Raw genomic sequence first — 24,419 nt, 5'->3', positions numbered from 1 at the left:
AATCTAATGGATACTTTGGTGGGTTCATTTACAGTTATGATCCGTGTGATAAGGAGTCGTTGATGGCGAAATCAGGAGCAAGAAAGGGAGTGGACCGCACTCAACGTCTCGGATCTGGTCAAGGGAAAACTCATTTACCAAAACAGGGATCGAGTCGGTATCACGGGAGAATGTCTTTGCCAAAGCAAGGAAAACCGACGTTGAAACGGAGGCGGCGATCGCCACTGCAACAGGTACTGTTATCGGTATTAGATAAAATTTTACCCGGAGGCAAGCGTGATTCTACTGCTCCAGTGAAGCGTTCGAGGGAAACAGGGCGATCGCCACAATCCCATGCTGCACAACCGATTCCCCCCTTGAAAGTCGAGAGCGATCCCTTAATCTCCCCTGTGCGTTGGGGTTCCCAGAAACCGCAACGGAAATCGCCCCTGAGAAAGGGAGAAGCCTCTTCAGCCCAGATCCCCAAGGCTCTTTCTCGTCAGCGTTCGCCCGATCCCAAAAGTTTGAGTGGGATCAAGGCAGAGCAAGGTAAGAAGGATAAGGTGCGATCGCACCGCAACCGTCGGAATCGCACCTTAAACCGCCCAAAACCTACTCCAGTCTCGCCTTTGATGTATGCAACGCGATTTTTAATTTTGGGGGTGGGGATCTGTGCGATCGCGGGAACTCTGCTCTCAGCCTCCGATCCCGAAAGTATGACGTTTTGGGGACTGAAGTTAGCCTCTACCGATACCCTCTTGAATCATGCCGGAGAAAACACGGATGCCGATGTGAGTGATGCCACAGATGCCTTGTTGCGGGAAAATCTTTCTCGTCAATATCCCTCACCAACGAATCCCCAAGCACTCCATTTAGAAAGGGAGTTGACAGCGCTCAAAAATCAGATTCAAGCCTTAGCCAGTCAAAGCCCTGAGTTTAAACCTGGAGTATTTGTTTTAGATTTAGATACGGCCGGTTATGTTGATATGCAGGGGACACTGGCTTTTTCCTCTGCAAGTACCATTAAACTCCCCATTTTATTAGCCTTCTTTCAAGCTGTAGATGACGGTACCATTCGACTCGATGAAACCTTAACCCTCAAAGAAGCCCATCGTGCTGGAGGATCGGGGAGTTTGCAATACGATCCCGTGGGCAGTGAATATACTGCTCTAGAAGTGGCAACTTGGATGATGACTATTAGTGATAACACTGCGACCAATATCATTATTGAGCGCTTAGGAGGGATGGTACAGGTTAATCAGAGCTTTAGCCGTTGGGGACTTCAGCAAACAGTTCTGCGGGATTGGTTACCGGATTTAGATGGTAAAAATACTACATCACCCCGTGAGTTGGCCCAGGTGATGGCGATGATACATCAGGGGGATGTCGTGTCTTTGAAATCCCGCGATCGCATGATTGATATTATGCGCCAAACCGAAACCAGCGTTCTCCTCGAACAAGGCTTAGGAGCAGGAGCCACGATTGCCCATAAAACCGGTGATATTGGTAAACTCTTAGGCGATGTCGGTCTCATCGATCTACCCAGTGGCAAACGGTACATTGCCGCCGTTTTAGTCGAACGCCCCCATAATGATTATGGTGCAGCCGATCTGATTGGTGACATTTCGCGCCTGGCCTACGAACAAATGCAAGCGCCTCCGGTAACCCCCAGTGTTACCCCTGGGACATTAGAAGAACTCCCCGTTGAGTTTCCCGAAGCCACTGCTCGGCGCTATCGGTAATCTTCCTGCTATATTGCCTATTCCCTAGGGCGAAGCGCTATAACTGGGAATCACACAATGTAGGGGCAAAAAATCTTTCGCCCCTCCAAATACCTAATCTTCTTTAGGAATAAAGTTCAAAGCTGCTGAATTCATACAATAGCGTAACCCAGTTGGCGCAGGGCCATCGGGAAAGACATGGCCAAGATGGGCATCACAAGCAGCACACAGAACTTCAGTACGCTTCATGAACAAGCTCCAATCCGCTTTGGTGGCAATATGTTCTTCCTGACTAGGGGCCCAAAAACTAGGCCAACCCGTACCCGAATCATATTTAGTCTCTGAGGTAAACAATTCTGTCCCGCAACAGATGCATTGGTAGGTTCCGGGTTTTTTGTTGTCATGGTAAGCACCGGTAAATGCCCGTTCTGTACCCTTCTTGCGGGTGACCTTGAATTGCTCAGGACTCAATTGGGCCATCCATTCGGCTTCGGATTTAGAGATTTTTTCCACTGGCTTCACCATACAGGATAATAGGGTTAAGATTCCATTTTGATCCTAATCACTTTTGCCTGATTGCACTAGGTGAGGATTACCCGATCGCACCCCATTCGTCAACCGTTCTGTAAAACTTCTAGTCATTTTTGGCGATCGCTCAAAGCTAGATTTAGTCTGTTGTTCACTCCTCCATTCCCCCAAGGAGAGCGCAAAGCGCTGTAAGTTTAAGTTCCGATGGTAATAGCCAAGACCAATTGGTCAACTGTCCTGAGGGCGATCGCCTCAACCCGTCTTTACAGAACCTTTTACCTCCGGTTGGCTTGAACCTGCGTTAAAAGTGGCACGGTCTGAACCCCATTGAATACGCAATTAGGCGAGAGTACAGATATCAACTCAGACCGGAGCATCAGGGTTATGCAACGCCAACTTCTATCCATCACTACTCTATTGTTCAGTTTAACCACCTGCCTGCCTCTCAAGGCTCAAACTCTGCCCTCAGAACAGCAATTTTCTCCACAAACCATCCGCGCTCGACTGGAAACGATTGATACTACCCCCAAAACGGCTGAATACTATGAAGGCTTTAATGAAGGCTTCAATGAAGGATTTGAAGCGGGTTTAGCTGCCAAAAAAGCCAATCAACCTAACCAAAATAATTATCAGATGTTGATGAATTCTAATCCTCGCCCCCTGATCCAAGGGTGGGCAGAAGGCTATGTTAAGGGCTACGAAGAAGGCTATGAATATGGCGATCCGATACGCTAGGGAGTAGGGAGTGAGAACACAGTTGACGGTTGAGAGTTGATCGTTAATAATTGAGTGTTAACGCTCTCCCATCTTCCTCGTCCTCCCCATCTGCGCGTCCCCATTCTCCAATTTCCTATGACCTCTGTGTTACCTTCCAACTCAACCTGGTATCACCACAACCGACGGGTCTTAATGGAAGGAATCGAACGCATCCAAACGATTCTAGAATATTTTCAAGAAAACCAACACACCCTCTTACTAGAACCGGTAATGTGGCCCATCGATTCTAGTCTGGATTCCCTACAAAATCACTTTGGTCTCTCTAGTTTTGAGCTAGATATTCTGCTCTTATGTGCGGGATGCGAACTCAATTCTGCCATCAGTCAAATCTGTGCAGAAATCCGGGGAAATGCTAATCTCAATTCTCCCAGCTTAATGTTAGCTTTGGCTGCTTTACCCGACTCAAACTTAAATGTGGTCTCCCCCGATCGCCCTTTGCTCGGTTGGCAACTCATTACTCTAGACTCCCATGTTACTCTCACCCAAGCGTCGCTCAAACTCGACCCTCGTATTCTCTGCTATCTTCTGGGAGAACAACCCATCGATCCCGCTTTGCAAGGGATAGTTAGATCCGGGTTCAATTCTCAGAGAATGGTTTTAGCAGATTCCCATAACGCTATTGTTGAAAAAATCCTCAGTTCTTGGATCAATCACGACGGGAGATTAGACCTTCCTATATGGCAACTGTATGGTTCAGATATCCAAACCATTTATCAAATTGCTGGGGCGATCGCCGAACAAGCCAATTTTGATTTACAAGTGCTATCCGTCCAGAGTTTACCCTCCGAAATCAGAGAGCTGGATCGGTTACAACTCCTTTGGGAACGGGAGAGCTTGTTAGGAGAGCGGATTTTATTCATTGATGCCTATGATTTTTCTTCAGACAATCCAGCCCGCTATCCGGCGATCAAGCATTGTATAGAATCCATTAAAACCCCCTTAATTATTGGCTCTCAAGACCGCTATTCCAGCCAACGACGCACCCTAATTACCTATCCCATCCCCCCCCTCACCTATGACGAACGCAAACACCTTTGGCAAGAACATCTAGGGGATCTCGCTCCCCAACTGAATGGTCAATTAGAGCGCCTAGCCGGTCAATTTTATGTCAACGTGAATACCATTCAAGCAGCTACCCAACAGATTTTGCATAGTGCCCCCACGGAACCCGATCGCCTCAGTCAAGCCTTATGGAATATTTGTCGGTTGCAAGCACGACCTCGTTTAGAAGAAGTCGCGCAATATATTCGCCCCAAAGCCTCTTGGGACGATCTCGTGTTACCGGAGGGTCTGCAATCGATGTTACAAGAAATGGCCGCCCATTTGCGCCAACGGGTGAAGGTACAGGAAGAATGGGGCTTTCGAGCCAAAAATAGTCGCGGTTTGGGCTTGAGTGCCTTATTTGCTGGGGGGAGTGGAACCGGGAAAACCATGGCGGCGGAGGTGTTGGGCCATGAGTTAGAATTGGATATCTTTCGCATTGATATCAGTGCAGTTACGAGTAAATATATCGGTGAAACCGAAAAGAATTTACAGCAAATTTTTGATGCGGCGGAAGTGGGCGGGACAATTTTACTCTTTGATGAGGCGGATGCATTGTTTGGCAAACGTACTGAAGTTAAGGATAGCCGCGATCGCTACGCCAATATCGAAGTCAGTTATCTCCTGCAACGGATGGAAGCCTATCAAGGATTAGCCATTCTCACCACCAACCTCAAAGATTCCATCGATCAGGCCTTTTTACGTCGTATTCCCTTTGTTCTCAACTTCCCCTTTCCCAACAAAGAAGCACGAGCCGAAATCTGGCGGCGAGTCTTTCCCCAAAAAACGCCCACAGACGGCTTAAACTACGAACGCCTCGCCCAACTCAACGTCACGGGAGGCAATATTCGCAGCATTGCCCTCAATGCCGCCGTCCTCGCTGCCGATGCAGACGAACCCGTACGCATGGAACATATTTTCAGCGCCACCCAAACCGAATACATTAAATTAGGCGCATTGCTCACCAGTTCCGAAACCAGAGGTTGGTTTAAATCCAGTTGACGGCAGCGCCAGCAAAGAAATGGCATCATTAAGAAAGACCCTAAATGAATTGTGGATACTCAAATCCTGAGTACGACAAGTAGGGGCGAAAAATTTTTCGCCCCTACTGCCTTTTGCCTAGTCCGTTCATGTCCGCCATAGCAGAAAGCGCCATCATTTTTATACGCGATCATCATCAACCCCTATGCCTACCTATACCGGAATCTCTAGCGAAGCCTTCCGTCATCCCCTAGACTGGGAAGCCGAACAAACCTTACGCAGTTTCCCTGGATTTGATTTACTCGCTCGTAAGTTTGTAGAATTTCTTGCCGAACGTCCACAGTATATTTACTCGATGGGTAACTACGTCCAAGTCGGGCCGCGCCAGTATTCAACGATTTACCAACTGTTTCGGGAAGCGGTCCGCGATCTGGATGTTTCCCCTGAACCAGGTCTATTTGTCTCTCAAAATGCCCAAGTCAATAGTTATGCTTTAGGCCAGGATAATCCGTTTATTGTGATTAATACAGGTTTATTGGATTTGATGACTGAAGGGGAGATTAAAACTGTCCTTGCCCACGAACTCGGTCATATTAAGTGCGGCCACACCATTTTAATTCAGATGGCCATTTGGGTGATGAATGTAGCCGAGGAAATCGGCAAAATGACCTTTGGCTTAAGCAATGTAGTCATTAGTATTGGTCTGCTCTATGCCTTTTATGAATGGCGACGCAAAGCTGAATTATCCTCAGATCGTGCGGCTCTGTTAGTAACTGACGACTTACCCCTGGTCATGAATACCATGATGAAAATGGCAGGAGGATCGAGTAAATATGGCCATGAAGTTAACCTACAAGAATTTATTCGCCAATCTCAAAGCTATCAAGACCTCGATCGCGATAATCTCAATCAAGTTTATAAATTTCTTCTGTACAATGGGGGTCAGGGAACCTTCTTAAGTCATCCTTTCCCCGTTGACCGGCTCCACTATCTGCAAGCCTGGTATGATTCTCCAGAGTATGCCCAGATTCGTCAAGGGAATTATCGCCAACAAACTGCCGAAGGATCTGTCAATGTAGACTCCCAAGAACCCCAGTCTAGCCAAACTGAAGCTGAAGAGCTACGTCATCAACTTGAAGAGTTACAACAAGAAATTGAGCGACTCAAAACCCAAAAACAGAATAACTCTAGCAACCGTCAAGGCGGTTAGGACTTTCTTAAATGCTCAAGTCTAGCACCCGTAAACGATTGCCGATTGCCGATTGCCGATTGCCGATTGAATTGCCATGTCACTGGTAATTCTGGTTGTTGAAGATGATTTGGGAACACGCCTCGCTATTCAAGACTATTTAGAACAGAGGGGCTATTCGGCGATCGTAGCGGCACATGGAAAAGAAGCCCTGCAACAGGTTGAACAATATCATCCCTATTTAATCGTCACAGATATTGCCATGCCCTTGATGGATGGCTATGAATTGGTGCGACAAATCCGTAAAAAACCTGAATTTCGTCTTTTACCTGTAGTTTTCTTGACGGCTCGCACTGCCATGGAAGACCGCATTCGCGGCTATCAGCTAGGATGTGATGTTTATTTACCCAAACCCTTTGAACTCGAAGAGTTAGGGGCAGTGGTGCGGAATTTAATCGAACGCTATTCGTTAATGATGCAGGCAACGTCTAAAGCCCCTAATCTAGCACTTCCTTCTCCTCCAGAACCAGCGATCCAAAAGGTTATGTCTTCCGATCTGGCTCTGACAGAACGAGAATGGGATGTGTTGCATTTACTCACCAGTGGCTTATCCAATGTACAAATTGGCCAGAGTTTACACCTGAGTCCACGAACGATTGAAAAATATGTGAGTAGCTTATTGCGCAAAACCTTAACCAATAACCGAGCAGAATTGGTTCACTATGCCATGCAACACCGGTTGATTGAATAGGGGGTACTTTGCGCTAGGGAGTAGTGAGGATGGGGAGACACTCCAGACACGGAGAATTAGGGATTACCCATAATTTTTAATTATTGATTCAGATAACAATCCCTCACAAGCATCCATAAGCAAATCAATCACTTGATTAAACCCTTCTGGACCACCATAATAGGGGTCTGGAACTTCAGAAATATTGGGGTGACGAGTGCAGAACTCACACATTAAGCGCACTTTATCTTTGTAGCGATCGCCCTCGTCTAAGTACAGAATATTACGATAGTTATCCTTGTCCATTGCCAGGATCAAGTCAAATTCTTCAAAGTCTTCCTTCTTGAACTGACGCGCTCTTCCCTTAAGCTCAATACCTTGTTCCGCTGCTGCGGCTGCCATTCTTCGGTCTGGAGAGCTGCCAATATGATAGGCACTTGTGCCAGCCGAATCACAAACCATTTCCTCTTCTAAACCCTGTTGGGCGATCAAATGATTCATGATATTCTCGGCAGAAGGCGATCGACAAATATTGCCCAGACAAACAAATAACAGCTTATACGACATTCTCTTTACAGCAGTTCTATCGAGTAACGACAAAAGGGGGTTATGGCGATCTGTTCCCTCGAAGATCCCAGAGCCATCAACCCCTAATGGAAAATTATCACATGCCCGGCAGATTTAAACCTTCCGTCAAAGCTTCCATCCTTTCTTTCATAGTCGTTGTAGACTTATTGTAAGCATCCTTCATCGCTGCGGTAACCAAGTCTGAGACCACATCCGCCCCTTCTCCCAAAACTTCAGGGGCAATGGTTACGCGCTGGGGATTTTGGTTGCCATTCATGACAACTTTGACAAGTCCACCGCCCGCTTCACCCTCAACTTCGAGTTGCTCTAGCTCTTCTTGGAGTTGCTTTGCGCCCTCTTGAACCTGTTGAGCTTTCTTGAATGCTTCGGTCAGCTCTTTCATTTTTCCTAAACCGAAGCCAAATCCCTGTCCTTTTGACATAATTGATTACTCTAATGGTGGTTGTTCTGCTTTCCTACGCTATTCTACCCACAGTTGGTTCAGGCATAACCAAAACCGACCTAAAAAACTTGAGTTTGGCCGAGTTGGAACCTAAACCCCTGGGGGCTTTCCATTACTGGTTAAAATTTCCTACAATTTTCACTTCGGGTTTCAATCGGATCGACCATCGCCGATCTACTTGTTCCTGAACATAGTGAATCAACTGATAAATATCACTGGCTGTTGCCCGGCCACAGTTGAGGATAAAGTTGGCATGGAGTTCAGAAACCTGTGCATCTCCAATTTTATAGCCCTTCAACCCAGCTTGTTCAATCAGTCGAGCTGCTTTTTGGGGTTCAGGATTGCGGAATACACTACCACAACTGGGTAGGTGATAGGGTTGGGTGGCGTGGCGTTGATGGAGATGGGTATTGGTGGTTGTGATGATGGCTTGGGGATCGTGGGTGGGCTTGAGTTGAAATCGAGCCTGAGTCACGGTGTAGTTTGATCCTTGTAGGATAGAGCTGCGGTAACTATATTCCAGGTCAGCTTTCATCAAGGTTTGGTGAACTCCATTACCAGCGATCACTTGAATATCCGTCAGGATATCGGCCATACAGCTTTTATGGGCCCCAGCATTCATGACTACCGCGCCACCGACAGTTCCTGGAATCCCGATCGCCCATTCAAGTCCAGACCACCCTCGACGAGCCACTTGTCGAGCTAGATAGGCTAAGGACACTCCCGCATCTACCCTCACTTGGGCGTTTTGGTCATCATACTCAATATTCCGCAGGTTGCGAGTCCCGATTACCAGTCCAGGTAATCCATCATCACTGATTAATAGGTTTGATCCTGCCCCAATTGTAGTTACAGGTAGGGATTTGCTTTTCGCCCAAGCTAAACTCATGAGTAATTCTGATTCTGATTGAGGAGCTACATACCATTGAGCTGGCCCACCCACTCGAAATGAGGTTAACCCAGCTAGGGACACATGGCTTTGAATCATACTCGGTTGAGCAATCACAACCTCTGTCGGTTTAAGTTTCATGCCTTCAGGAGAAATCTGAGTGAGGCCACAAGCACTTTTGAGTTTAGGGGGATCGTAGGAAATTGTCATTGGTTTTCATCAATGGTGTATGAGCAGGTGGAGGAAGTGAGGAGAACGTGAAGGCTTACGCTGAATGAGTGATGAGTTTGGGAATGATTTGGTTTAAGTTCCCTGCTCCGAGAAAAACAGCATAATCTCCAGGTTGTAAGTGGGCGACCAAATAGTTTTCAACGTCTTTGAGGGTGGGTTGATAGGAGACTCGATCGTGATATTCACCGATGACCTGGGCTACAGTTTCACCCTGGAAGCGGTCTGAATTCGCTTCTCCCGCACTATAGACATCTGTTACCACCACTTGATTGGCTTGTCCGAAGGATTGGGCAAATTCAGTCAGAAACATTTGGGTTCGACTGTAGCGGTGGGGTTGGAAGATAGCGATGACACGTTGGTCTTTGGCTCTTAGACTAGCTGCGGCTAAAGTGGCTTGAATTTCACTTGGATGGTGAGCATAGTCATCAATGAGCATACTGCCCTTAAATTCTCCTCGGTATTCAAAGCGCCGTTTTGCTCCCTCAAAAGAGGACAGGGCCTCCTGAAGGGTGGAAAATGGGATTCCTAAATAACGAGCTACGGCGATCGCCGCCAGTGCGTTGCTAAGATTGTGCTGGCCCAATAGGGGAATTTCAATCTCCCCTAACAACTGACCTCGCTCCCATACCCTCGCCTGGGTTCCTTGGGAGGTATAGATAATTCGATCGACGCTGTACGCTGCCCCTGACTCTAAATTTAAGCTATAGCTAATGGTTGGATGGATGCAATCGCGCACAATTGGACAATCGATGCATCCCACTAATGTTTTACACTGTTTCTTGAATCTTTCAAAGGTTTCAATGACCTGATCGAGACTTTGGTAATGATCTGGGTGATCCAATTCTATATTGGTAACTACTCCAATTTCTGCTGCAATTTTAACCAGAGAACCATCGGATTCATCCGCTTCTGCGACTAAAAATTCTCCTTGGCCAAATCGTGCATTGCCTTCCCAGGCCTTCACTTCTCCGCCAATGATAATGGTGGGATCTAACGCGGCTCGAAGTAAGAGATAACCGATTAAACTACTGGTGGTGGTTTTACCATGGGTTCCGGCAACGGCTACACTGCGATAGTCTTGGATGAGGGCGGCAAGAACATCAGATCGATGAAAAATGGGACAGCCTAATTCTAGGGCTGCTTTATATTCTGCGTTATTGGTATTGATGGCAGTTGAGCAAATGACTTGGGGTAGGTGGCCGTTCCTGTTGTCGCTCGAATTTCTCTCTTTCAGAGCTGTGGCGATCGCTTTTCCTTGCTCTGAGGAGCGATCGGTCACAGAATGATAGATCTCCAAGTTTTTGCCTTCTTGAGAGCCAAAAATCTGAGTTCCTATTTCCTGTAACCTTTCGGTAATATGGGATAAGCGGATGTCTGAACCCGACACTGGTAGGTTCCGTTTAGCTAGTATATACGCTAAAGCTGACATTCCAATCCCCCCTATTCCTATAAAATGGAACGGTTTGCCGCCAAAGTCTATCGAACTTAGCATTTTTTTCCTCACACACCACACCAATAACACGCGATATCATATTTCAGCATTTGCTTTCATGGCAATACTATGCCACAAAATCTCCAATCAGTTCTTGAGAATGACCTTGGGTTTCTCATACCGGGTTGATTTCTCTACAAAAGATAGACTCATTTCGGTTTTCATGACTTTTGTGATAGAATTGTGAGTTTTTATCTTGTTTTTCTCTAGCGGTTCATCAAGTTCCGGAAATTAAACCTCATCTTCTCAAGAACTCGGTGCCCTTTTATGGTATCTTCAGATCGAACAGGCTTCCTTATGCTCAGGAAGCTCACTCAATTCTGGAAGGTTTTCTAGAGTAGAGGATCAATACCAGAAGCTGGCTCAGGTTAGCAATGCTCCATTGGACTTAAGTTTGGGATCACTTAAGTAGATTTCCTTCATCAGTGGGTGGCGATCGCCAGCGATCTCCCCAAAGTTGAGTAGTGTTTTCTACTGAGTTTCAGGGGTCAATCCGGAAAAAAATATCCATTATGATCCCAAATCCGGATCTCCTGATTAAGGAAAATGAGAGCAAATTCTGTAGAGCAATCAAACTTGATGGGCCTTGTTCCTATCGGTTTAACGTCAAAATAAACATTCAGCAATTCGCTTAAAAATACTTGGTTGAAGAAATAGAGGGCAAGACGAAGTGATTAGAGTAGCAATTAACGGTTTTGGTCGGATTGGACGGAACTTCATGCGGTGCTGGGCAGGCAGAGAAAACAGCAACTTGGAAGTTGTGGGTATTAATGATACTTCCGATCCGAGAACCAACGCCCATTTGCTCAAATATGACTCCATGTTGGGCACGTTTGATGCAGATATATCGGCGGACGAAAATTCCTTAACGGTCAATGGAAAAACAGTCAAATGTGTTTCCGATCGCAACCCCCTAAATTTACCCTGGGCAGAATGGGGAGTGGATTTAATTATTGAATCCACAGGTGTATTTGTGACAGAAGAAGGAGCATCTAAGCATTTACAAGCGGGTGCGAAAAAAGTTCTGATTACGGCTCCCGGAAAAGGAGGACATATCGGAACTTTTGTCGTGGGAGTTAACGATGCACAATATCGGCATGAAGACTATAAAGTTGTGAGTAATGCCAGTTGTACCACCAACTGTTTAGCTCCGTTTGCCAAGGTTCTCCATGAGAAATTTAGCATTATCAAGGGAACCATGACCACCACCCATAGTTATACGGGTGACCAACGCCTGCTAGATGCCTCTCACCGGGATGTGCGTCGCGCTAGAGCTGCTGCTCTGAATATTGTTCCCACCTCTACCGGAGCAGCTAAAGCAGTAGCTCTGGTCATTCCTGAATTAAAAGGAAAGCTCAATGGAATTGCTATGCGGGTTCCCACTCCCAACGTATCTGTTGTGGATTTAGTGGTTCAAGTAGAGAAAAAGACCTTTGTAGAAGAGGTCAACGAAGTGCTGCAAGAAGCGGCCGAAGGCCCACTAAAAGGCATTCTCGAATATAGCGATCTACCCTTAGTCTCCTGTGATTATCGCGGTCATGATGCGTCTTCTATTGTAGATGCCAGCTTAACCATGGTCATGGATGGCGATATGGTGAAAGTAATTGCTTGGTATGACAATGAGTGGGGCTATTCTCAGCGAGTTGTAGATTTAGCTGAAGTGGTAGCTAAAAATTGGCAAGCCTAGAGCGCTAGAGAATAGGGTTGATCGACAGTGACGCTTGTATTCAAGCGTCGCACACAATAGCTAACAGATGAAAGTATCGGTTGTACTAGCTCAAAGGCAATAGATTAAGATTGATACAATTATGATTGGTCTATTGTAGTGGTGGGTTGGAAACCTGCCACTACAACCCGGTCTCATTGTTCATCGAACCCACGATATTACCAGAGTGGATCGCTCTCAAGATTGACAGTGATTTCATCTCTTCCTGCGGGAACGCCACTAATACAGGCACAGAGATTAGGACCGCCTAAAATTTCCACTTCGCAAGCATGACAAGACCCCATTAAACACCCTGTGGGAATCGTCACCCCAGCCCGTCGAGCCACTTCTAACAAGGGTTCTCCCACTTCAGCTTTAACGGTAACCTCATCGGGCAAAAACCGAACGGCGATCGCCTTACCCATTATTTTCTCCTCAACTGTAAACCGGACAAATTATGAAAGAAGCGGCCGAATATTCAAATATTCGGCCACTTGATCGCTGAGAATATCTAACACGAATTCTCGCTGTTCCCGATAATTGGGAACCCCTGTAGGCAATGCTAACAAACCTCGCTGCTTGCGCAACCGATTCAACCACATCCTTCGCCAGGGGCCATTATCAAAAATGCCATGTAAATAGGTTCCCCAAATGCCTTGATTCCGATCGACCATCCCCAAGGATTGATCGTCAAACAAATAATAGTAACCGTCATCAGAGAGTACACTGGTGCGTCCTTGATGAATTTCAAATCCAGTAATGGGTAATCCTTCTTCAGGATGGTGGGAAGTCACGGATCGCTGGCGAGCAACTTTTTTGCCTAAAAGTACGGTTTGAATAGGCAATAAATCCAAACCTGGATACCGACCTTCTTCCCCTTCAAAGCCTTCCGGATCGGCAATTATTTTACCTAGCATTTGAAAGCCACCACAAATGCCCAATAGGGTTCCACCACTGGCTGCATAATCCTGTAACTCTTGGGCCATCCCACTTTTTCGCAACGCCATTAAATCAGAGATTGTTGTCTTAGAACCCGGAATAATCACTGCATCGGGATATTCCAAGGACTCATGGAGACTCACATATTTGATCTGCACACTGGCTTCTGAATCGAGGGGATCAAAATCGGTAAAATTAGCAATATGGGGTAAGCGCAGCACGGCGATTGTTAGATCGGCTGACCCTTTGGATTTTCCCCCATCTCGTTCGAGTAAACTAAGGGAATCTTCTGCCGGAAAGGCCATATCTAACCAAGGAATCACCCCTAAAACGGGAATTCCTGTATAGTTTTCTAACCATTCAACTCCTGATTGCAAAAGGGAGCGCTGACCGCGAAATTTATTGATGACAATTCCCTTAATTAAACTGCGCTCTTCGGGTTCGAGTAATTCCAGGGTTCCCACGACATGGGCAAAGGCACCACCGCGATCAATATCGACGACCAAAATTGTAGAGGCGTTTAAATGTTTGGCCACTCGCATATTGGTTAAATCTCGATGTTTGAGATTAATTTCTGCTGGAGATCCAGCCCCTTCACAGACAACTAAATCAAACTCATAGGATAACTGTTCTAGGGATTCAGTAATCGCTTCCCATCCCCGATCAAAATAATCTTTATAGTAATTTTCGGCGCTCACTTGTCCCACGGCTTCTCCGAGCAAAATCACTTGGGAGGTCATGTTACCTTGGGGCTTAAGTAAGATGGGATTCATGGCGACTTGAGGGGGAACCCCAGCCGCCCAAGCTTGTACGGCTTGGGCATAACCAATTTCTCCCCCAGTGGGGGTAACATAGGCATTTAAGGCCATATTCTGTCCCTTAAAGGGGGCTAAGTGCCAACCTTGCCGCGTTAAAATCCGACACAGGGCTGTACATAACATGGATTTTCCTGCGTGGGAGGTTGTGCCCACTACCATAATTGCTTTCATAGAAGATTAAATGTATTGAATGGTTAAGGGTTCGTGAGGGTTATCGGAGAAACCAGGGAATCAGTTGATGCAGACGGTTGTAGAGGCGATCGCAGATCGAGACACTCGGAAGCGTTCCGGTTTGCGCCTCCCAGTATTCAATTAGTTGACGACCTAAAGGCGTGAGGCGAAAGCGATCCGTAATGCCTTGTCCGTCTACTTCTCGGCGTAAAATACCGACTTGAATGAGCCAGAGGAGGGCATCTTCAGCAGCGATTTCGGTGAGGGTGGCGCGGGTATAATGGGCTGTCAATCCGGCTTGAGTGGCGATCTCTGCCAAGGGAATACTGCGAATTTTAAGGTCAGTAAACAATTGTAGTTGAAATGGGGAACAGCGTAGGGCGAGATCGGCTCGCATCCAGGTTGGGCTATCTTGCTGAGGAACTGGTGAGGGAGAAGAGTGAACCAATGACATAACGATAACAAAGGGTCGAGCAGGAAGGACAAGTAAAAACTCACAATCGCTTATTCTAATCTAGCATGGAGATTTGGCAGATTAGGGAAGAGGCGATCGCCAGCTCCGTCTCAAAATTTGCAGCAAGGTATTGTAAAATTACAAAAGCAGTTCTTAAGTTAACCCAAAACAATCTCTATGTCTCTATCTGTCGGCACAACTGCCCCAGCATTTACCGCCAAAGATACGAATGGTAATTCGGTTTCCCTCTCTGATTTTTCTGGAAAAACCGTGGTTCTCTATTTCTATCCCAAGGATGATACTCCCGGATGTACCAAAGAAGCCCAAAGCTTTAAGGAAGCTTATGGAGAATATCAAGGCAAAGAAATTGTGGTCTTAGGGGTGAGCATGGATGATGAAGCCTCTCACCAGAAGTTTACCGAAAAATATGGTTTAAACTTTCCTCTCCTGGCTGATACGGATGGCGCACTGACTAAAGCTTACGATGTTGAAGGGGGGGGTTATTCTAAGCGGGTGACTTATGTGATTGATGGTTCCGGAAAAATCATCAAGGTGTTTGAAGGTGCTAACCTCAAAACCGCAACCCATGCCCAAGATATTTTAGCTGAATTGGGTCTTTAATTCTCCTAATTGTTCCTTCGTTGTTGAGCTTTAGCCCTAAAATATCCAGAGCGCTAAAGCTCAACAACAAGAGGTGAAGTCGGGAAAATACTTACCCTCCTCTATGGCCTCAATAATCTTTAATTAATCTCCTCAAGTATGCAGTTTATCGATCAAGTTGAAGTACAAGTAAAGGCTGGAGATGGCGGAGATGGTTTAGTTGCCTTCCGTCGGGAAAAATATGTACCGGCGGGGGGGCCTTCTGGTGGAAATGGAGGCAAAGGGGGATCGATTATTGTCAGAGCGACCGAGCGGTTGCAAACTTTGTTGGATTTTCGCTACAAACATTTATTTAGAGCCGAAAATGGTAAGCGCGGTGGACCCAATAATCGGACGGGAGCTAATGGGGCAGATTTATTTTTAGAAGTTCCTTGTGGAACCGTGATTACGGATGCAGAAACAGGGGAATGGATTGGGGATTTAGTGGAAAAGGAACAAACATTAGCGATCGCCCAAGGGGGAAAAGGAGGGTTAGGAAATCAGCATTTCTTGAGTAATCGCAATCGCGCCCCCGATTATGCACTTCCGGGTTTAGAGGGTGAAGAGGGACGGTTTCGTTTTGAGTTAAAACTCTTAGCAGATGTGGGAATTATTGGTTTACCGAATGCAGGAAAATCGACCTTTATTTCAGTTGTTTCAGCCGCGCAACCGAAAATTGCTAATTATCCGTTTACGACGTTAATTCCTAATTTGGGAGTCGTACGGAAACCGACGGGAGATGGAACCGTATTTGCAGATATTCCGGGGTTAATTGAAGGAGCAGCAGAAGGGATTGGTTTGGGTCATGATTTCCTACGACATATTGAACGGACGCGGGTTTTATTGCACCTGATTGATAGTACAGAACCGGATATTTTTGCGGTCTATAATACGATTCAACAAGAGTTAGTGGCTTATGGGAAAGGGTTGGAAAATCGCCCGCAAGTAATTGGTTTGAATAAGATGGATGCGGTGGATCAAAGCGAAGATTGGCAGGCGATCGCCCATTCTCTCCAAGAATTTACTGGTTCCCCTGTATTCCTTCTATCTGCTGCCACCCAAACTGGCATCCAAGAGATCTTACAAAGGATTTGGCAAATTCTCGAACAGCAACCCCATCCCCTGGAATAAATGAACGTCAGTTTTGGTTAAGGGCGTTTTGCGACTGATTTGAGGAAGCAATGGGGATTACAGCCAACGAGAGAACAAGGGTTTCAGCTTAACCAAAACTGATGTTATTTAGAGTGTGAGTAGTTCATCATCAATTCCTCAATCACAAACTCCAACATTTGTCCTTGGGAACTGCCAAACTTAATCTTTTCCCCTGATTTTAGGGGAATTTCTTGCTGGTGAATTTTTTTCCAATTCCCTGCTCGTAATACCAAGGTTCCAAAGCGGGAAAAATCCCGTAACCAATAGGTGGGTTTTCCCTGATTCGATTCTAACGGTTCCCGGCGAATAATTTCCGCGTGCCGCTGAGATACCCAACGTTCGCTAATGACAATATCATTCTCTTCCCGTCTGCCCACTCGCATGAGTCCCCCATGAATCTGCCAAACCTGTGTTGTTTCTTCTACTGAACGTAAGGAGGCAATTGTGCGGGTTTGTTGATGCAAATTGACTGCTGTATCTGGTAATTCAGTAATTCCTTCCGGAGCAGGGACTAATAACTGTCCATCAAAATCTGGATGCATATATAACACCGGAAGTGTCCAGGATGGTTGATTATATTTATAGAGTGTAATTAAGCGTTGCCGAGCTATAGCGGTAGCTTCATCGATGGGGAAACGCTTGGATAGGGCTTCAGCAAAGGCTTCAATGAAACTGAGCGCTTCTCGATCAGCGATCGCCTCTCGCATTCCTAAAACTGCTGGTATCCCATGATGCAGTAGTACTTCCGCGAAACTACTACGAGGCAGGAGACGATGAGAGTCTCCATCCCTAGGATCATCTACTTCCGTATCTCCCTTCGCACTCCAACAAGTATTCAAAACTGCTAACGTTACCTGTCCTCGAACCAAAACATTAGCAAATTCCCGGCCACTCAGGGTTGTTTCTGGCTGTAAATACAACAGTCCCCCATCCGGAGCCGGGACAGCATGGCCTCCATAAAACACGATATTGTAGGTCTTCGTTTCCAAAGCCGCAATTAACTGTGCAGGAGTCGGTTGGATCAAGGTATCCACTTTACAGGGAACCGATGAAGTCATTAAACTGGGTAGGGTTTGATGGGAATCGGTACAATTTTCCAGAATTCGAGCTAAGGTCTCCGCTTCTGCTTCCAATTGCAGATCGCTCGGTGTACCCTCAAGCCATTCAGAACCCAAAGTCCCCTGACCAACGGTTGCACCAAAGACTAATAAAATATTCAGTTCCTGATCCGTTCGTTGCGGAGGAAGAGGATCGACCTCACTGGTGGTACGACTAAATAACAGGGTAGGAGAAACGGAAATGGCCTGTTTTCCCGCTTGAGATTGCATAATTTCCCAAGGTAAAGGAATGAGATCGGGGTCTCGGATATCCAGGCGTACTCGTAAGGGTTTATTCTGTCCTAAGGCAATACCTTGACTTTGGGATAAACAACTTTGAATGGGGCCATCAAAGACCCATTGCCACAAACTAATCCCCAATTGCTGCATTAACCGACTACTATAAGACCCTTTTTCCTCTGAAGAAAAGAGTAAAGTCTCGAATTCTGTTGGATTAGACTCTACAGCCGGAATGGAGAGAGAATAGGAGGGTTGGGAGGGAATTTTAAATAAATCCTGCCATCCTTCCCACGTGAGGCTGAGAGTATAGGGCCAAATACGGTCATGATGAGTGTATCCTCCGGGATAGGAAGCCCGAATTACCCAAATGGCAAAATGGGCGGATTGGTTTCTATCTGGAGAATGAGGTTTATCACTGCCATCAGGTGGTGAACAAGCGACCAACCGGGTAATGGCAATACTGAGACAAGGGCAGTCAATTGAAGACATTTAAGAGCCTTGATATTACGGGTTGAGTGTATCCCCTTTCTTCTAGTTTATCGAATTGCTTGGACAGATGGGGGGATTGGGGGATGGGGACACGGGGAGATGGAGACACGGAGGTTACTGATGACCCATTACCCATAATTTTACGGGTTTATGGGACTGGGAGAGGGGGACGGTTGGACGGGTATAGCAGGAGAGTTTTGAAGGGTTGGCGATCGCCTCCAAGATGGTTCAAACAGATATAATATCGCTCCCCCTAAAACTAATAAAATTGTCATTAAACTGACAATCCCCACTAATAATCGAGAAATAGAAACCGTTTGGGGCACAGAGTCTGGACTAGACTTCAAGTCCTTTTGGCCTTCTGGAGCGCCAACTGTGACCAATTGGGTTTTCATTGAGTTCTGGGCTGATTCTTTGGCGGAGCGATCGCCCGGAATAACGGGATTAAATAATCTAGTTAAGGGCTTCAAGGTCGCATTCTGGGGTTTGACTTGATAATGGATCAGGCCGATGGTGACATTATCATGGCCATTGAGGGTATTGGCTAATTCGACTAATTCAGCTGTGGCTGTGGCCAAATCTAATTTACCCTCCAAAATGGGTAATAGTTTACTTTGCCAATGGTGTTCGACGCGATCGCCATCACTGAGTCCATCAGAGCAAAGCAACACAATGCCATCCTCATCTAAAATTAATCGCCCCACACTAGGATGCAGGAGACTAGACTCACTCATTCCCAAGGCTTGCACCAGGGCACCAGCAGCCCGATGTTGGAGAGCGCCACGATATAAGGTATAACCTAGGCGCACTTCACGAGAAGCTAAATCATCATCTAAGGTCACCTGATGACATCCATGCTGGGTGATCCAATAGATCCGGGAATCTCCCACATGGGCAATATAGAGTTCATGGGACTGCTCTACAGGAGGGGGAACAACTGCCATGACGAGAGTCGTTCCCATGCGTTGTCGTTCGTGACGATGCTCTTGGTCATTGCGATCGCTAATAACTGTATTCGCATGACGAATCAACTGATCGAGAAGATGGGTGATCTGATCGACCCGATCTGGGGGACTCTTGGCAGCAGAAAGCTTCTCCCAATTCAAAGAGGCCAAAATACTTTCGATCGCCTGTTGAGAAGCCACTTCTCCCCCAGCATGACCACCAATACCATCACAGACAATCGCACAGAGAGGATCAGACCCCTGAAATGACGAAATGCTTTGACCTGGGGAGGTTTGTAGGGGGTAACAAGCATCTTCATTATGGGAGCGACTGGGGCCCTTATCACTGGCGGTACATAGGCTAAAGTGGGTAGTCTGGGACTGGCGACAATAGTGTAAGGCCCGATCGAGTTCGGCGATCGCCTGATCCATGGCGAAGATTTGTCCTTCAGTCAACCCTTGAGCTAAATGTTGTAAAAAGCGATTAATTAAAGGGTTAGCCTGTTTCGCTAGCGGTAACCACATTTGCCCTAACTGAGATAACTCAACTGAAGATGAGGGATCAGCCCGCAATTCTCGAATCCGTACTACTGGCCCTTCAACTCGCAAGAAGTGATGATCGAGTAAGGAATTTGCCACTTCCAGCACTTTTAAGGGTTGCCACAGATGAGCAATTTGCCATAACCAATGCAGTTGACGCATGGGAGAAGCTTTGGCCCATTGATCTTTGAGCGTTGGCATCAGTGCGGGTTTCAGAGAGTCTTGGTCTAAAAGGGATGGGTTAATCGGCGCTCCTTCGAGTAGTAGTACGGGGGGTAAAGTGGATTTTAGGGTTAAGAGTTCGTAGGGTTGGGGGAGATGGAGTCGATGGGGAAATAATTTGAGATAGGTTTGTAGGGATGTCGAGATTTCTGAGGGGATATGGGGGGGAACCCCCGGTTTCAGATCGAGGAAAATGTGATTACCTTTGTAGAGATAGCGATCGCCCATTCGTTGTCCCACTTCTAGAAAGTCCAAGGCATTGCCCAAAGGTCGCAGATCCGGAGAAGTTGCCCACAGATACCGCTTGACTAACCGAGTGCCGCAATTGTGGCAATCTTGAAGATCTTCTGAATTGGCTCTCTGACAACTGGGATTGGGACAGTTAAGGAATGCGGTTTCGGTTGGCATAGGAAATCCTCGCGCCTGTAAATGGAAAGGCAGTGTATTGCTCCACAACTGGAGTTCAGAGCATAGCAGACGGCTACTCGGCTAGAGCGATAGATATAAACACTACCTGAGAAGCAAGCTGAAATAGATATAATTCTAGTTTAGTGAACGCACCCTTAGTTATTGATGTTTAGGGAAATAGCTGACAAGAACAGCGGGTTTGACTTATATTCTGCCCATACAATCTTGCAGGCTTTTCCCAAATTATATGACTATTTCTGCGACTCAAAGGGCCAATGATCCGGCTGATCCTATGGAATATCTGTTCTGGAACTGGCGCGGATTTCCCATCCGCTATCAGAAAATGGGTCAAATGGGGCCAACAGTGTTATTAATTCATGGATTTGGGGGATCGGTGGATCATTGGCGTAAAAATCTCCCGGTTCTCGGTCAATGTTGTCACTGTTATGCCCTAGATTTAATTGGCTTTGGGGGTTCGGCCAAACCGACTTCAGGGGTGGAGGTTGAGTACAGATTTGAAACCTGGAGCGAGCAAATTATCCAGTTTTGTCAAGAGGTGATTGGTGAGCCGACGGTATTGGTGGGTAATTCGATCGGCTGTATTGCTGTGATGCAAGCGACAGTTGATGCTCCAGATTGGGTAAACTCTGTCGTTTTGCTCAATTGTTCTTTAAGGTTACTTCACGATCGCCGCCGAGAGAATTTACCCTTTTATAAACGCTATGGTGCGCCTATCGTACAACGGTTTTTGGGGATTCGGGCGATCGGTCATTGGTTTTTTGCCCAAATTGCTAAACCCAAGGTTGTCAAACAAATTTTAGAACAAGCCTATGGGCGATCGGAAGCCGTCACCGATGAATTGGTCGATTTACTCATGGCTCCAGCCTTCGATCCGGGGGCAGCAGATGTTTTTCTTGCCTTCACCCGCTATTCCCAAGGCCCCCTACCCGAAGATTTGTTAGAAAGTCTCCCTTGTCCAGCGCTCATGCTCTGGGGAACTGAAGACCCCTGGGAACCCATTGATGAGGGACGCAAGTTAGGCGAATTTCCAGCCATTAAACACTTTATTCCCCTAGAAGGAGTCGGTCATTGTCCCCAAGATGAAGCCCCAGAATTGGTCAATCCCCTCATCCTCGATTGGGTATTAGAGAACAGTGACCCGTTAAACTAAAGAGTGAATAACTCAGAAAAATGTCAACATATAGCAATAGCACAGGAATATATGTATCGGGTTTACGGAGATAGGCTCTCAGGTAACTGCTATAAGGTTAAGTTACTGATGAATCATCTAGATATAGATCATGAATGGATAGAGATCGATATCTTACAGAGAGAAACGAAAACGAATGAGTTTCTGAGCAAAAATTCCAATGGAAAAATTCCTCTTCTGGAACTCCCTTCAGGACAATATCTTTCTGAGTCTAATGCCATTCTCAATTATTTAGCCCATGGAACCCATTATTTATCGGATGACCCTTGGGAGCGAGCAAATATTTTGCAATGGCAGTTTTTTGAACAATATAGTCATGAGCCGTATATTGCCGTAGCCCGGTTTATCGCCAAGTATCTGGGACTACCAGAAGAGAGACGAGCAGAATATGAAGCGAAACAAGAAGGGGGGTATAAAGCACTCTCTGTTATGGAGCAGCAATTATCAAAAACGGATTTTCTCGTCAATGGTTCTCTAACGATCGCAGATATTTCGTTATACGCTTATACCCATGTAGCTGATGAAGGAGGATTTGATCTTTCTGAATATCCTGCTGTTCGAGCATGGCTCGATCGCGTGTCAAGTCATCCCCATCATCTTACAATGTCTTAATCGTCTCTATAGAAGGGAAAAATGGTTTATCTATTCCCGATTAGCAGCACGAAGCACGATATGTTGCTTTAAGACATCTAAGCGTGAAATATCCCAATGATCGATATGGGAATTAATTAAGCCATTCTCATTGATTCGGAGTTCACTCGATCCAGGAATAGAAATACGGGGTTTCCAGGGGAGGGGAGTATTCCAGTGCAATGTCCATCGGGTGTGAATCGTGTTTCCGTCTTGCTGGATGTGGTGTAAGTCCATTTTGATATTCAGGAACCAGCGTTCCATCCAGGATATCATCTGTTGATAGCGATCGCCTCCCCAGAATTCGGTCATTGGATCTTTAAAATACACATCTGGCGCATAAATACTATAGGTTTGGTTGACGGGAAACCGTTCATAGTCTGCTTTGAGAATTTCGATCAGTTCCATAGCTTCATCAGTGAGTTACGACCGTTTTTTGGGGAGGCAATAGGCAAGAGTTTTAAAGCAAATTGGGTTGATAATCAGGGAAACTCATGTCTTCCCCTCGATAAGCGGTAATCACGGTTTTTACGCCTCCACGCCTCGTAAAATCGCCGATAATGCGCAGAGCTTTGGGTTTCACTTCTGCCATCAGGCGATCGGCGACCTGGTTAACTACGGTTTCATGGCTGATTCTTTGTTGGCGAAAACTGTTAATGTAAAGCTTAAAAGCTTTGAGTTCTAAAACAGATTGACCGGGAAAATAATCACAGACAATAGTGCCAAAATCTGGATAACCCGATCGCGGACAAAGGGCAGTAAACTCTGGATGTTCTAGATGAATGATATAATCGTGGTTTGGAGAAGGGTTGGGCCAAATTTCTAGTCGATGGTGAGCCGCCTCTTCAATGGCGCGATCGCCATAGGTTCGATCTTCTAATATCTCTGTCCCAGAACTGCCATGGTTAGTGCCTCGATATTTCCAAATCGGATCGGCAACTCCGGCTTCCTGAAAACCCCGATCTCTTAAGATACAGGCATGACACTTACCGCATCCTCCCTTCACCCCTGCATAGCAAGTATGGGTTAACTCCATGACTGACTCGAAGCGATCGCCCAACGCCTCCTGAGCCAACTTCACTGACTCTGCCTTCGTTAAATTCATCAAGGGTGTATGAATCCGATACGCCTCACCATCACCGTACATTCCCTCACCCAATGCCACCCCCATGGCATCAATAAAACTCTGACGACAATCCCAATACCCTGCAAAATCCGTCTCACACACTCCTAAAACAATATCTTTAATCCCCAAACGCGCCGCCCGATTCGCGGCCAAGGTTAAGAACAAAATATTACGTCCCGGAATAAATGTGGCTTCAATGCCCCCTGGCAGCGCCTCGGCACTCTCATACTCCGCCAAAGGGGTTTCGCTCACCAAAGGACTCGTACTCGCCAAAATAGGCCCCACTGAGACGATTTCATGACTTGCCAATTCCAGCTTCTGAGCCACGGCTTGGGCACTTTCCAGCTCAATGCGATGACGCTGTTGATAATCAAACGTCAGCCCATGAATGCGATCGAATTGTTGTGTAGCTAATGCAGCGCAGGTGGTTGAATCTTGTCCACCAGAAAGGATAACCAGAGCTTCGGTTTGAGCCATGAAACAATCAATGAAAATCAAAAATAGGGTCGTCAATATTGTAGATCGGGGAGAACCCATCCGATGCAGCCCACCCCTGGTGTCGCCTATTCCAGAGTAGACGGATCAATACCCTGTTCTAGCAGACGTTGGCGTAAGGCTTGTAATTCGGCTTCTGCTTGTTGAGTGCGTCTGCGTTCCTCTTCTAGAGCCAGTTCTGCTTGTTCAGCCCTTTGCCGTTCCTGTAACCGCTCCTGCTCTGACTCATCGGGACTGCGCAAATACTCCCCTCTCTCTCGGTCAAAAAACCGTAATTTACCATCCGGTAGCACTCGCATCTCTAAACCTAAAACCTGAGAAAAAACGGATAATGTACCATCGTCTAACTCATTGAGCGTCAATAATTGATACGCTCCATTGACTAACCTGCGTCCTCGCAAACGAGGTTTTAAATAATCCCCGCTGGGGTCATACTGGAAATATTCCGTTACCCCCATTTGGGCATAAGTGATGGGTTTATCTCGTTCATCCTTGTGTCGGGTACTCATGGAAGTTACTTCCAAAACCCAATCCGGATAACGGTTATTTTCC

General features: G+C 46.4%; 24 protein-coding genes. 11 read left to right on the top strand and 13 right to left on the bottom strand.

What is annotated here, in order from left to right; translation table 11 throughout:
- Nucleotides 1–89: 89 nt before the first annotated feature.
- Entirely contained in the window at nt 90–1,721 is a 1,632-nt protein-coding gene (locus J7529_RS14880; RefSeq protein ID WP_318729622.1) for a serine hydrolase, read from the top strand.
- Between the two features lie 93 nt (nt 1,722–1,814).
- Here J7529_RS14880 and msrB read toward each other — a convergent pair whose 3' ends face one another.
- The gene (gene msrB, locus J7529_RS14875) at nt 1,815–2,225 is read right to left on the bottom strand and encodes a peptide-methionine (R)-S-oxide reductase MsrB (RefSeq protein ID WP_271937247.1); all 411 of its coding nucleotides are present in this window, start codon (nt 2,223–2,225) and stop codon (nt 1,815–1,817) included.
- A gap of 60 nt (nt 2,226–2,285) precedes the next feature.
- On the opposite strand from msrB, the gene J7529_RS14870 reads away from it, so the two are divergent.
- The 5 genes from J7529_RS14870 to J7529_RS14850 all read left to right on the top strand — a co-directional run bounded on the left by J7529_RS14870 (nt 2,286) and on the right by J7529_RS14850 (nt 6,967).
- On the top strand, nt 2,286–2,420 hold the full coding sequence (locus J7529_RS14870) for a hypothetical protein (protein WP_318729621.1): 135 nt from the start codon (nt 2,286–2,288) through the stop codon (nt 2,418–2,420).
- Nucleotides 2,421–2,612: 192 nt separating this feature from the next.
- On the top strand, nt 2,613–2,963 hold the full coding sequence (locus J7529_RS14865) for a hypothetical protein (protein WP_271937249.1): 351 nt from the start codon (nt 2,613–2,615) through the stop codon (nt 2,961–2,963).
- 117 nt (nt 2,964–3,080) lie between these two features.
- Nucleotides 3,081–5,048: an ATP-binding protein gene (locus J7529_RS14860; RefSeq protein ID WP_318729620.1), complete on the top strand. Its 1,968-nt coding sequence runs from the start codon at nt 3,081–3,083 to the stop codon at nt 5,046–5,048.
- Nucleotides 5,049–5,232: 184 nt separating this feature from the next.
- Nucleotides 5,233–6,237, top strand: a complete 1,005-nt coding sequence (locus J7529_RS14855) for a M48 family metallopeptidase (RefSeq protein WP_318729619.1) — start codon at nt 5,233–5,235, stop codon at nt 6,235–6,237.
- 76 nt (nt 6,238–6,313) lie between these two features.
- Nucleotides 6,314–6,967 (top strand): response regulator transcription factor, encoded by a 654-nt coding sequence (locus J7529_RS14850; protein WP_318729618.1) that lies wholly within the window; start codon nt 6,314–6,316, stop codon nt 6,965–6,967.
- Nucleotides 6,968–7,030: 63 nt separating this feature from the next.
- Here J7529_RS14850 and J7529_RS14845 read toward each other — a convergent pair whose 3' ends face one another.
- The 4 genes from J7529_RS14845 to murC form a co-directional block, all read right to left on the bottom strand.
- The gene (locus tag J7529_RS14845; protein WP_318729617.1) at nt 7,031–7,513 is read right to left on the bottom strand and encodes a low molecular weight protein-tyrosine-phosphatase; all 483 of its coding nucleotides are present in this window, start codon (nt 7,511–7,513) and stop codon (nt 7,031–7,033) included.
- Nucleotides 7,514–7,610: 97 nt separating this feature from the next.
- A complete protein-coding gene (locus tag J7529_RS14840) occupies nt 7,611–7,958 on the bottom strand; it encodes a YbaB/EbfC family nucleoid-associated protein (RefSeq protein ID WP_313898530.1) in 348 nt (115 codons plus the stop codon).
- A gap of 130 nt (nt 7,959–8,088) precedes the next feature.
- Entirely contained in the window at nt 8,089–9,075 is a 987-nt protein-coding gene (murB, locus tag J7529_RS14835) for a UDP-N-acetylmuramate dehydrogenase (protein WP_318729616.1), read from the bottom strand.
- 55 nt (nt 9,076–9,130) lie between these two features.
- A complete protein-coding gene (gene murC, locus J7529_RS14830; RefSeq protein ID WP_318729615.1) occupies nt 9,131–10,588 on the bottom strand; it encodes a UDP-N-acetylmuramate--L-alanine ligase in 1,458 nt (485 codons plus the stop codon).
- Between the two features lie 670 nt (nt 10,589–11,258).
- Here murC and J7529_RS14825 point away from each other — a divergent pair.
- Nucleotides 11,259–12,275 carry a type I glyceraldehyde-3-phosphate dehydrogenase gene (locus J7529_RS14825; protein ID WP_271937261.1) on the top strand — a complete coding sequence of 339 codons (1,017 nt, stop codon included), beginning with the start codon at nt 11,259–11,261 and terminating at the stop codon, nt 12,273–12,275.
- 197 nt (nt 12,276–12,472) lie between these two features.
- On the opposite strand, the gene J7529_RS14820 is transcribed toward J7529_RS14825, so the two are convergent.
- Genes J7529_RS14820 through J7529_RS14810 form a run of 3 tightly spaced genes read right to left on the bottom strand, consistent with a single transcriptional unit; the run spans nt 12,473 to nt 14,675 of the window.
- Nucleotides 12,473–12,718 carry a 2Fe-2S iron-sulfur cluster-binding protein gene (locus J7529_RS14820; protein WP_318729614.1) on the bottom strand — a complete coding sequence of 82 codons (246 nt, stop codon included), beginning with the start codon at nt 12,716–12,718 and terminating at the stop codon, nt 12,473–12,475.
- A gap of 30 nt (nt 12,719–12,748) precedes the next feature.
- Nucleotides 12,749–14,221 (bottom strand): cobyric acid synthase CobQ, encoded by a 1,473-nt coding sequence (cobQ, locus tag J7529_RS14815; RefSeq protein WP_318729613.1) that lies wholly within the window; start codon nt 14,219–14,221, stop codon nt 12,749–12,751.
- 40 nt (nt 14,222–14,261) lie between these two features.
- Nucleotides 14,262–14,675 carry an Npun_F0494 family protein gene (locus tag J7529_RS14810; RefSeq protein WP_318729612.1) on the bottom strand — a complete coding sequence of 138 codons (414 nt, stop codon included), beginning with the start codon at nt 14,673–14,675 and terminating at the stop codon, nt 14,262–14,264.
- Between the two features lie 177 nt (nt 14,676–14,852).
- Here J7529_RS14810 and J7529_RS14805 point away from each other — a divergent pair, with 177 nt between their 5' ends.
- Nucleotides 14,853–15,296, top strand: coding sequence for a peroxiredoxin (locus J7529_RS14805; RefSeq protein ID WP_271937265.1), 444 nt, complete (start codon nt 14,853–14,855; stop codon nt 15,294–15,296).
- 138 nt (nt 15,297–15,434) lie between these two features.
- Entirely contained in the window at nt 15,435–16,445 is a 1,011-nt protein-coding gene (gene obgE, locus J7529_RS14800) for a GTPase ObgE (RefSeq protein ID WP_318729611.1), read from the top strand.
- Nucleotides 16,446–16,549: 104 nt separating this feature from the next.
- On the opposite strand, the gene J7529_RS14795 is transcribed toward obgE, so the two are convergent.
- Nucleotides 16,550–18,292, bottom strand: coding sequence for a CHAT domain-containing protein (locus tag J7529_RS14795; protein ID WP_318729610.1), 1,743 nt, complete (start codon nt 18,290–18,292; stop codon nt 16,550–16,552).
- A gap of 140 nt (nt 18,293–18,432) precedes the next feature.
- Complete coding sequence (locus J7529_RS14790; protein ID WP_318729609.1) at nt 18,433–20,406, bottom strand: PP2C family protein-serine/threonine phosphatase; 1,974 nt, start codon at nt 20,404–20,406, stop codon at nt 18,433–18,435.
- 247 nt (nt 20,407–20,653) lie between these two features.
- Between J7529_RS14790 and J7529_RS14785 the strand changes: the two genes are divergently transcribed.
- Both J7529_RS14785 and J7529_RS14780 read left to right on the top strand, forming a co-directional pair.
- Nucleotides 20,654–21,577: an alpha/beta fold hydrolase gene (locus J7529_RS14785; protein ID WP_318729608.1), complete on the top strand. Its 924-nt coding sequence runs from the start codon at nt 20,654–20,656 to the stop codon at nt 21,575–21,577.
- Between the two features lie 51 nt (nt 21,578–21,628).
- A complete protein-coding gene (locus J7529_RS14780) occupies nt 21,629–22,228 on the top strand; it encodes a glutathione S-transferase family protein (RefSeq protein ID WP_318729645.1) in 600 nt (199 codons plus the stop codon).
- Between the two features lie 30 nt (nt 22,229–22,258).
- Here J7529_RS14780 and J7529_RS14775 read toward each other — a convergent pair whose 3' ends face one another.
- The 3 genes from J7529_RS14775 to J7529_RS14765 all read right to left on the bottom strand — a co-directional run.
- The gene (locus J7529_RS14775) at nt 22,259–22,654 is read right to left on the bottom strand and encodes a DUF2358 domain-containing protein (protein WP_318729607.1); all 396 of its coding nucleotides are present in this window, start codon (nt 22,652–22,654) and stop codon (nt 22,259–22,261) included.
- A gap of 52 nt (nt 22,655–22,706) precedes the next feature.
- Complete coding sequence (queC, locus tag J7529_RS14770; protein ID WP_318729606.1) at nt 22,707–23,849, bottom strand: 7-cyano-7-deazaguanine synthase QueC; 1,143 nt, start codon at nt 23,847–23,849, stop codon at nt 22,707–22,709.
- A gap of 86 nt (nt 23,850–23,935) precedes the next feature.
- A partial coding sequence (locus J7529_RS14765; RefSeq protein WP_318729604.1) for a Uma2 family endonuclease occupies nt 23,936–24,419 on the bottom strand: 484 nt, incomplete at its 5' end.

Source organism: Roseofilum sp. Guam, from assembly GCF_017746735.1.
Taxonomy (GTDB): Bacteria; Cyanobacteriota; Cyanobacteriia; order Cyanobacteriales; family Desertifilaceae; genus Roseofilum; species Roseofilum reptotaenium.
The sequence above is the reverse complement of the archived record's forward strand: the minus strand, read 5'-3'. Positions and strand labels throughout refer to the sequence as shown.

Excerpts from the sequence above, each read along its gene's own strand:
- msrB (WP_271937247.1), bottom strand. The coding sequence starts at position 2,225 with ATGGTGAAGCCAGTGGAAAAAATCTCTAAATCCGAAGCCGAATGGATG.
- J7529_RS14865 (WP_271937249.1), top strand. The coding sequence starts at position 2,613 with ATGCAACGCCAACTTCTATCCATCACTACTCTATTGTTCAGTTTAACC.
- J7529_RS14860 (WP_318729620.1), top strand. The coding sequence starts at position 3,081 with ATGACCTCTGTGTTACCTTCCAACTCAACCTGGTATCACCACAACCGA.
- J7529_RS14855 (WP_318729619.1), top strand. The coding sequence starts at position 5,233 with ATGCCTACCTATACCGGAATCTCTAGCGAAGCCTTCCGTCATCCCCTA.
- J7529_RS14850 (WP_318729618.1), top strand. The coding sequence starts at position 6,314 with ATGTCACTGGTAATTCTGGTTGTTGAAGATGATTTGGGAACACGCCTC.
- J7529_RS14845 (WP_318729617.1), bottom strand. The coding sequence starts at position 7,513 with ATGTCGTATAAGCTGTTATTTGTTTGTCTGGGCAATATTTGTCGATCG.
- murB (WP_318729616.1), bottom strand. The coding sequence starts at position 9,075 with ATGACAATTTCCTACGATCCCCCTAAACTCAAAAGTGCTTGTGGCCTC.
- murC (WP_318729615.1), bottom strand. The coding sequence starts at position 10,588 with ATGCTAAGTTCGATAGACTTTGGCGGCAAACCGTTCCATTTTATAGGA.
- J7529_RS14820 (WP_318729614.1), bottom strand. The coding sequence starts at position 12,718 with ATGGGTAAGGCGATCGCCGTTCGGTTTTTGCCCGATGAGGTTACCGTT.
- cobQ (WP_318729613.1), bottom strand. The coding sequence starts at position 14,221 with ATGAAAGCAATTATGGTAGTGGGCACAACCTCCCACGCAGGAAAATCC.
- J7529_RS14810 (WP_318729612.1), bottom strand. The coding sequence starts at position 14,675 with ATGTCATTGGTTCACTCTTCTCCCTCACCAGTTCCTCAGCAAGATAGC.
- J7529_RS14805 (WP_271937265.1), top strand. The coding sequence starts at position 14,853 with ATGTCTCTATCTGTCGGCACAACTGCCCCAGCATTTACCGCCAAAGAT.
- obgE (WP_318729611.1), top strand. The coding sequence starts at position 15,435 with ATGCAGTTTATCGATCAAGTTGAAGTACAAGTAAAGGCTGGAGATGGC.
- J7529_RS14795 (WP_318729610.1), bottom strand. The coding sequence starts at position 18,292 with ATGTCTTCAATTGACTGCCCTTGTCTCAGTATTGCCATTACCCGGTTG.
- J7529_RS14790 (WP_318729609.1), bottom strand. The coding sequence starts at position 20,406 with ATGCCAACCGAAACCGCATTCCTTAACTGTCCCAATCCCAGTTGTCAG.
- J7529_RS14785 (WP_318729608.1), top strand. The coding sequence starts at position 20,654 with ATGACTATTTCTGCGACTCAAAGGGCCAATGATCCGGCTGATCCTATG.
- J7529_RS14780 (WP_318729645.1), top strand. The coding sequence starts at position 21,629 with ATGTATCGGGTTTACGGAGATAGGCTCTCAGGTAACTGCTATAAGGTT.
- J7529_RS14775 (WP_318729607.1), bottom strand. The coding sequence starts at position 22,654 with ATGGAACTGATCGAAATTCTCAAAGCAGACTATGAACGGTTTCCCGTC.
- queC (WP_318729606.1), bottom strand. The coding sequence starts at position 23,849 with ATGGCTCAAACCGAAGCTCTGGTTATCCTTTCTGGTGGACAAGATTCA.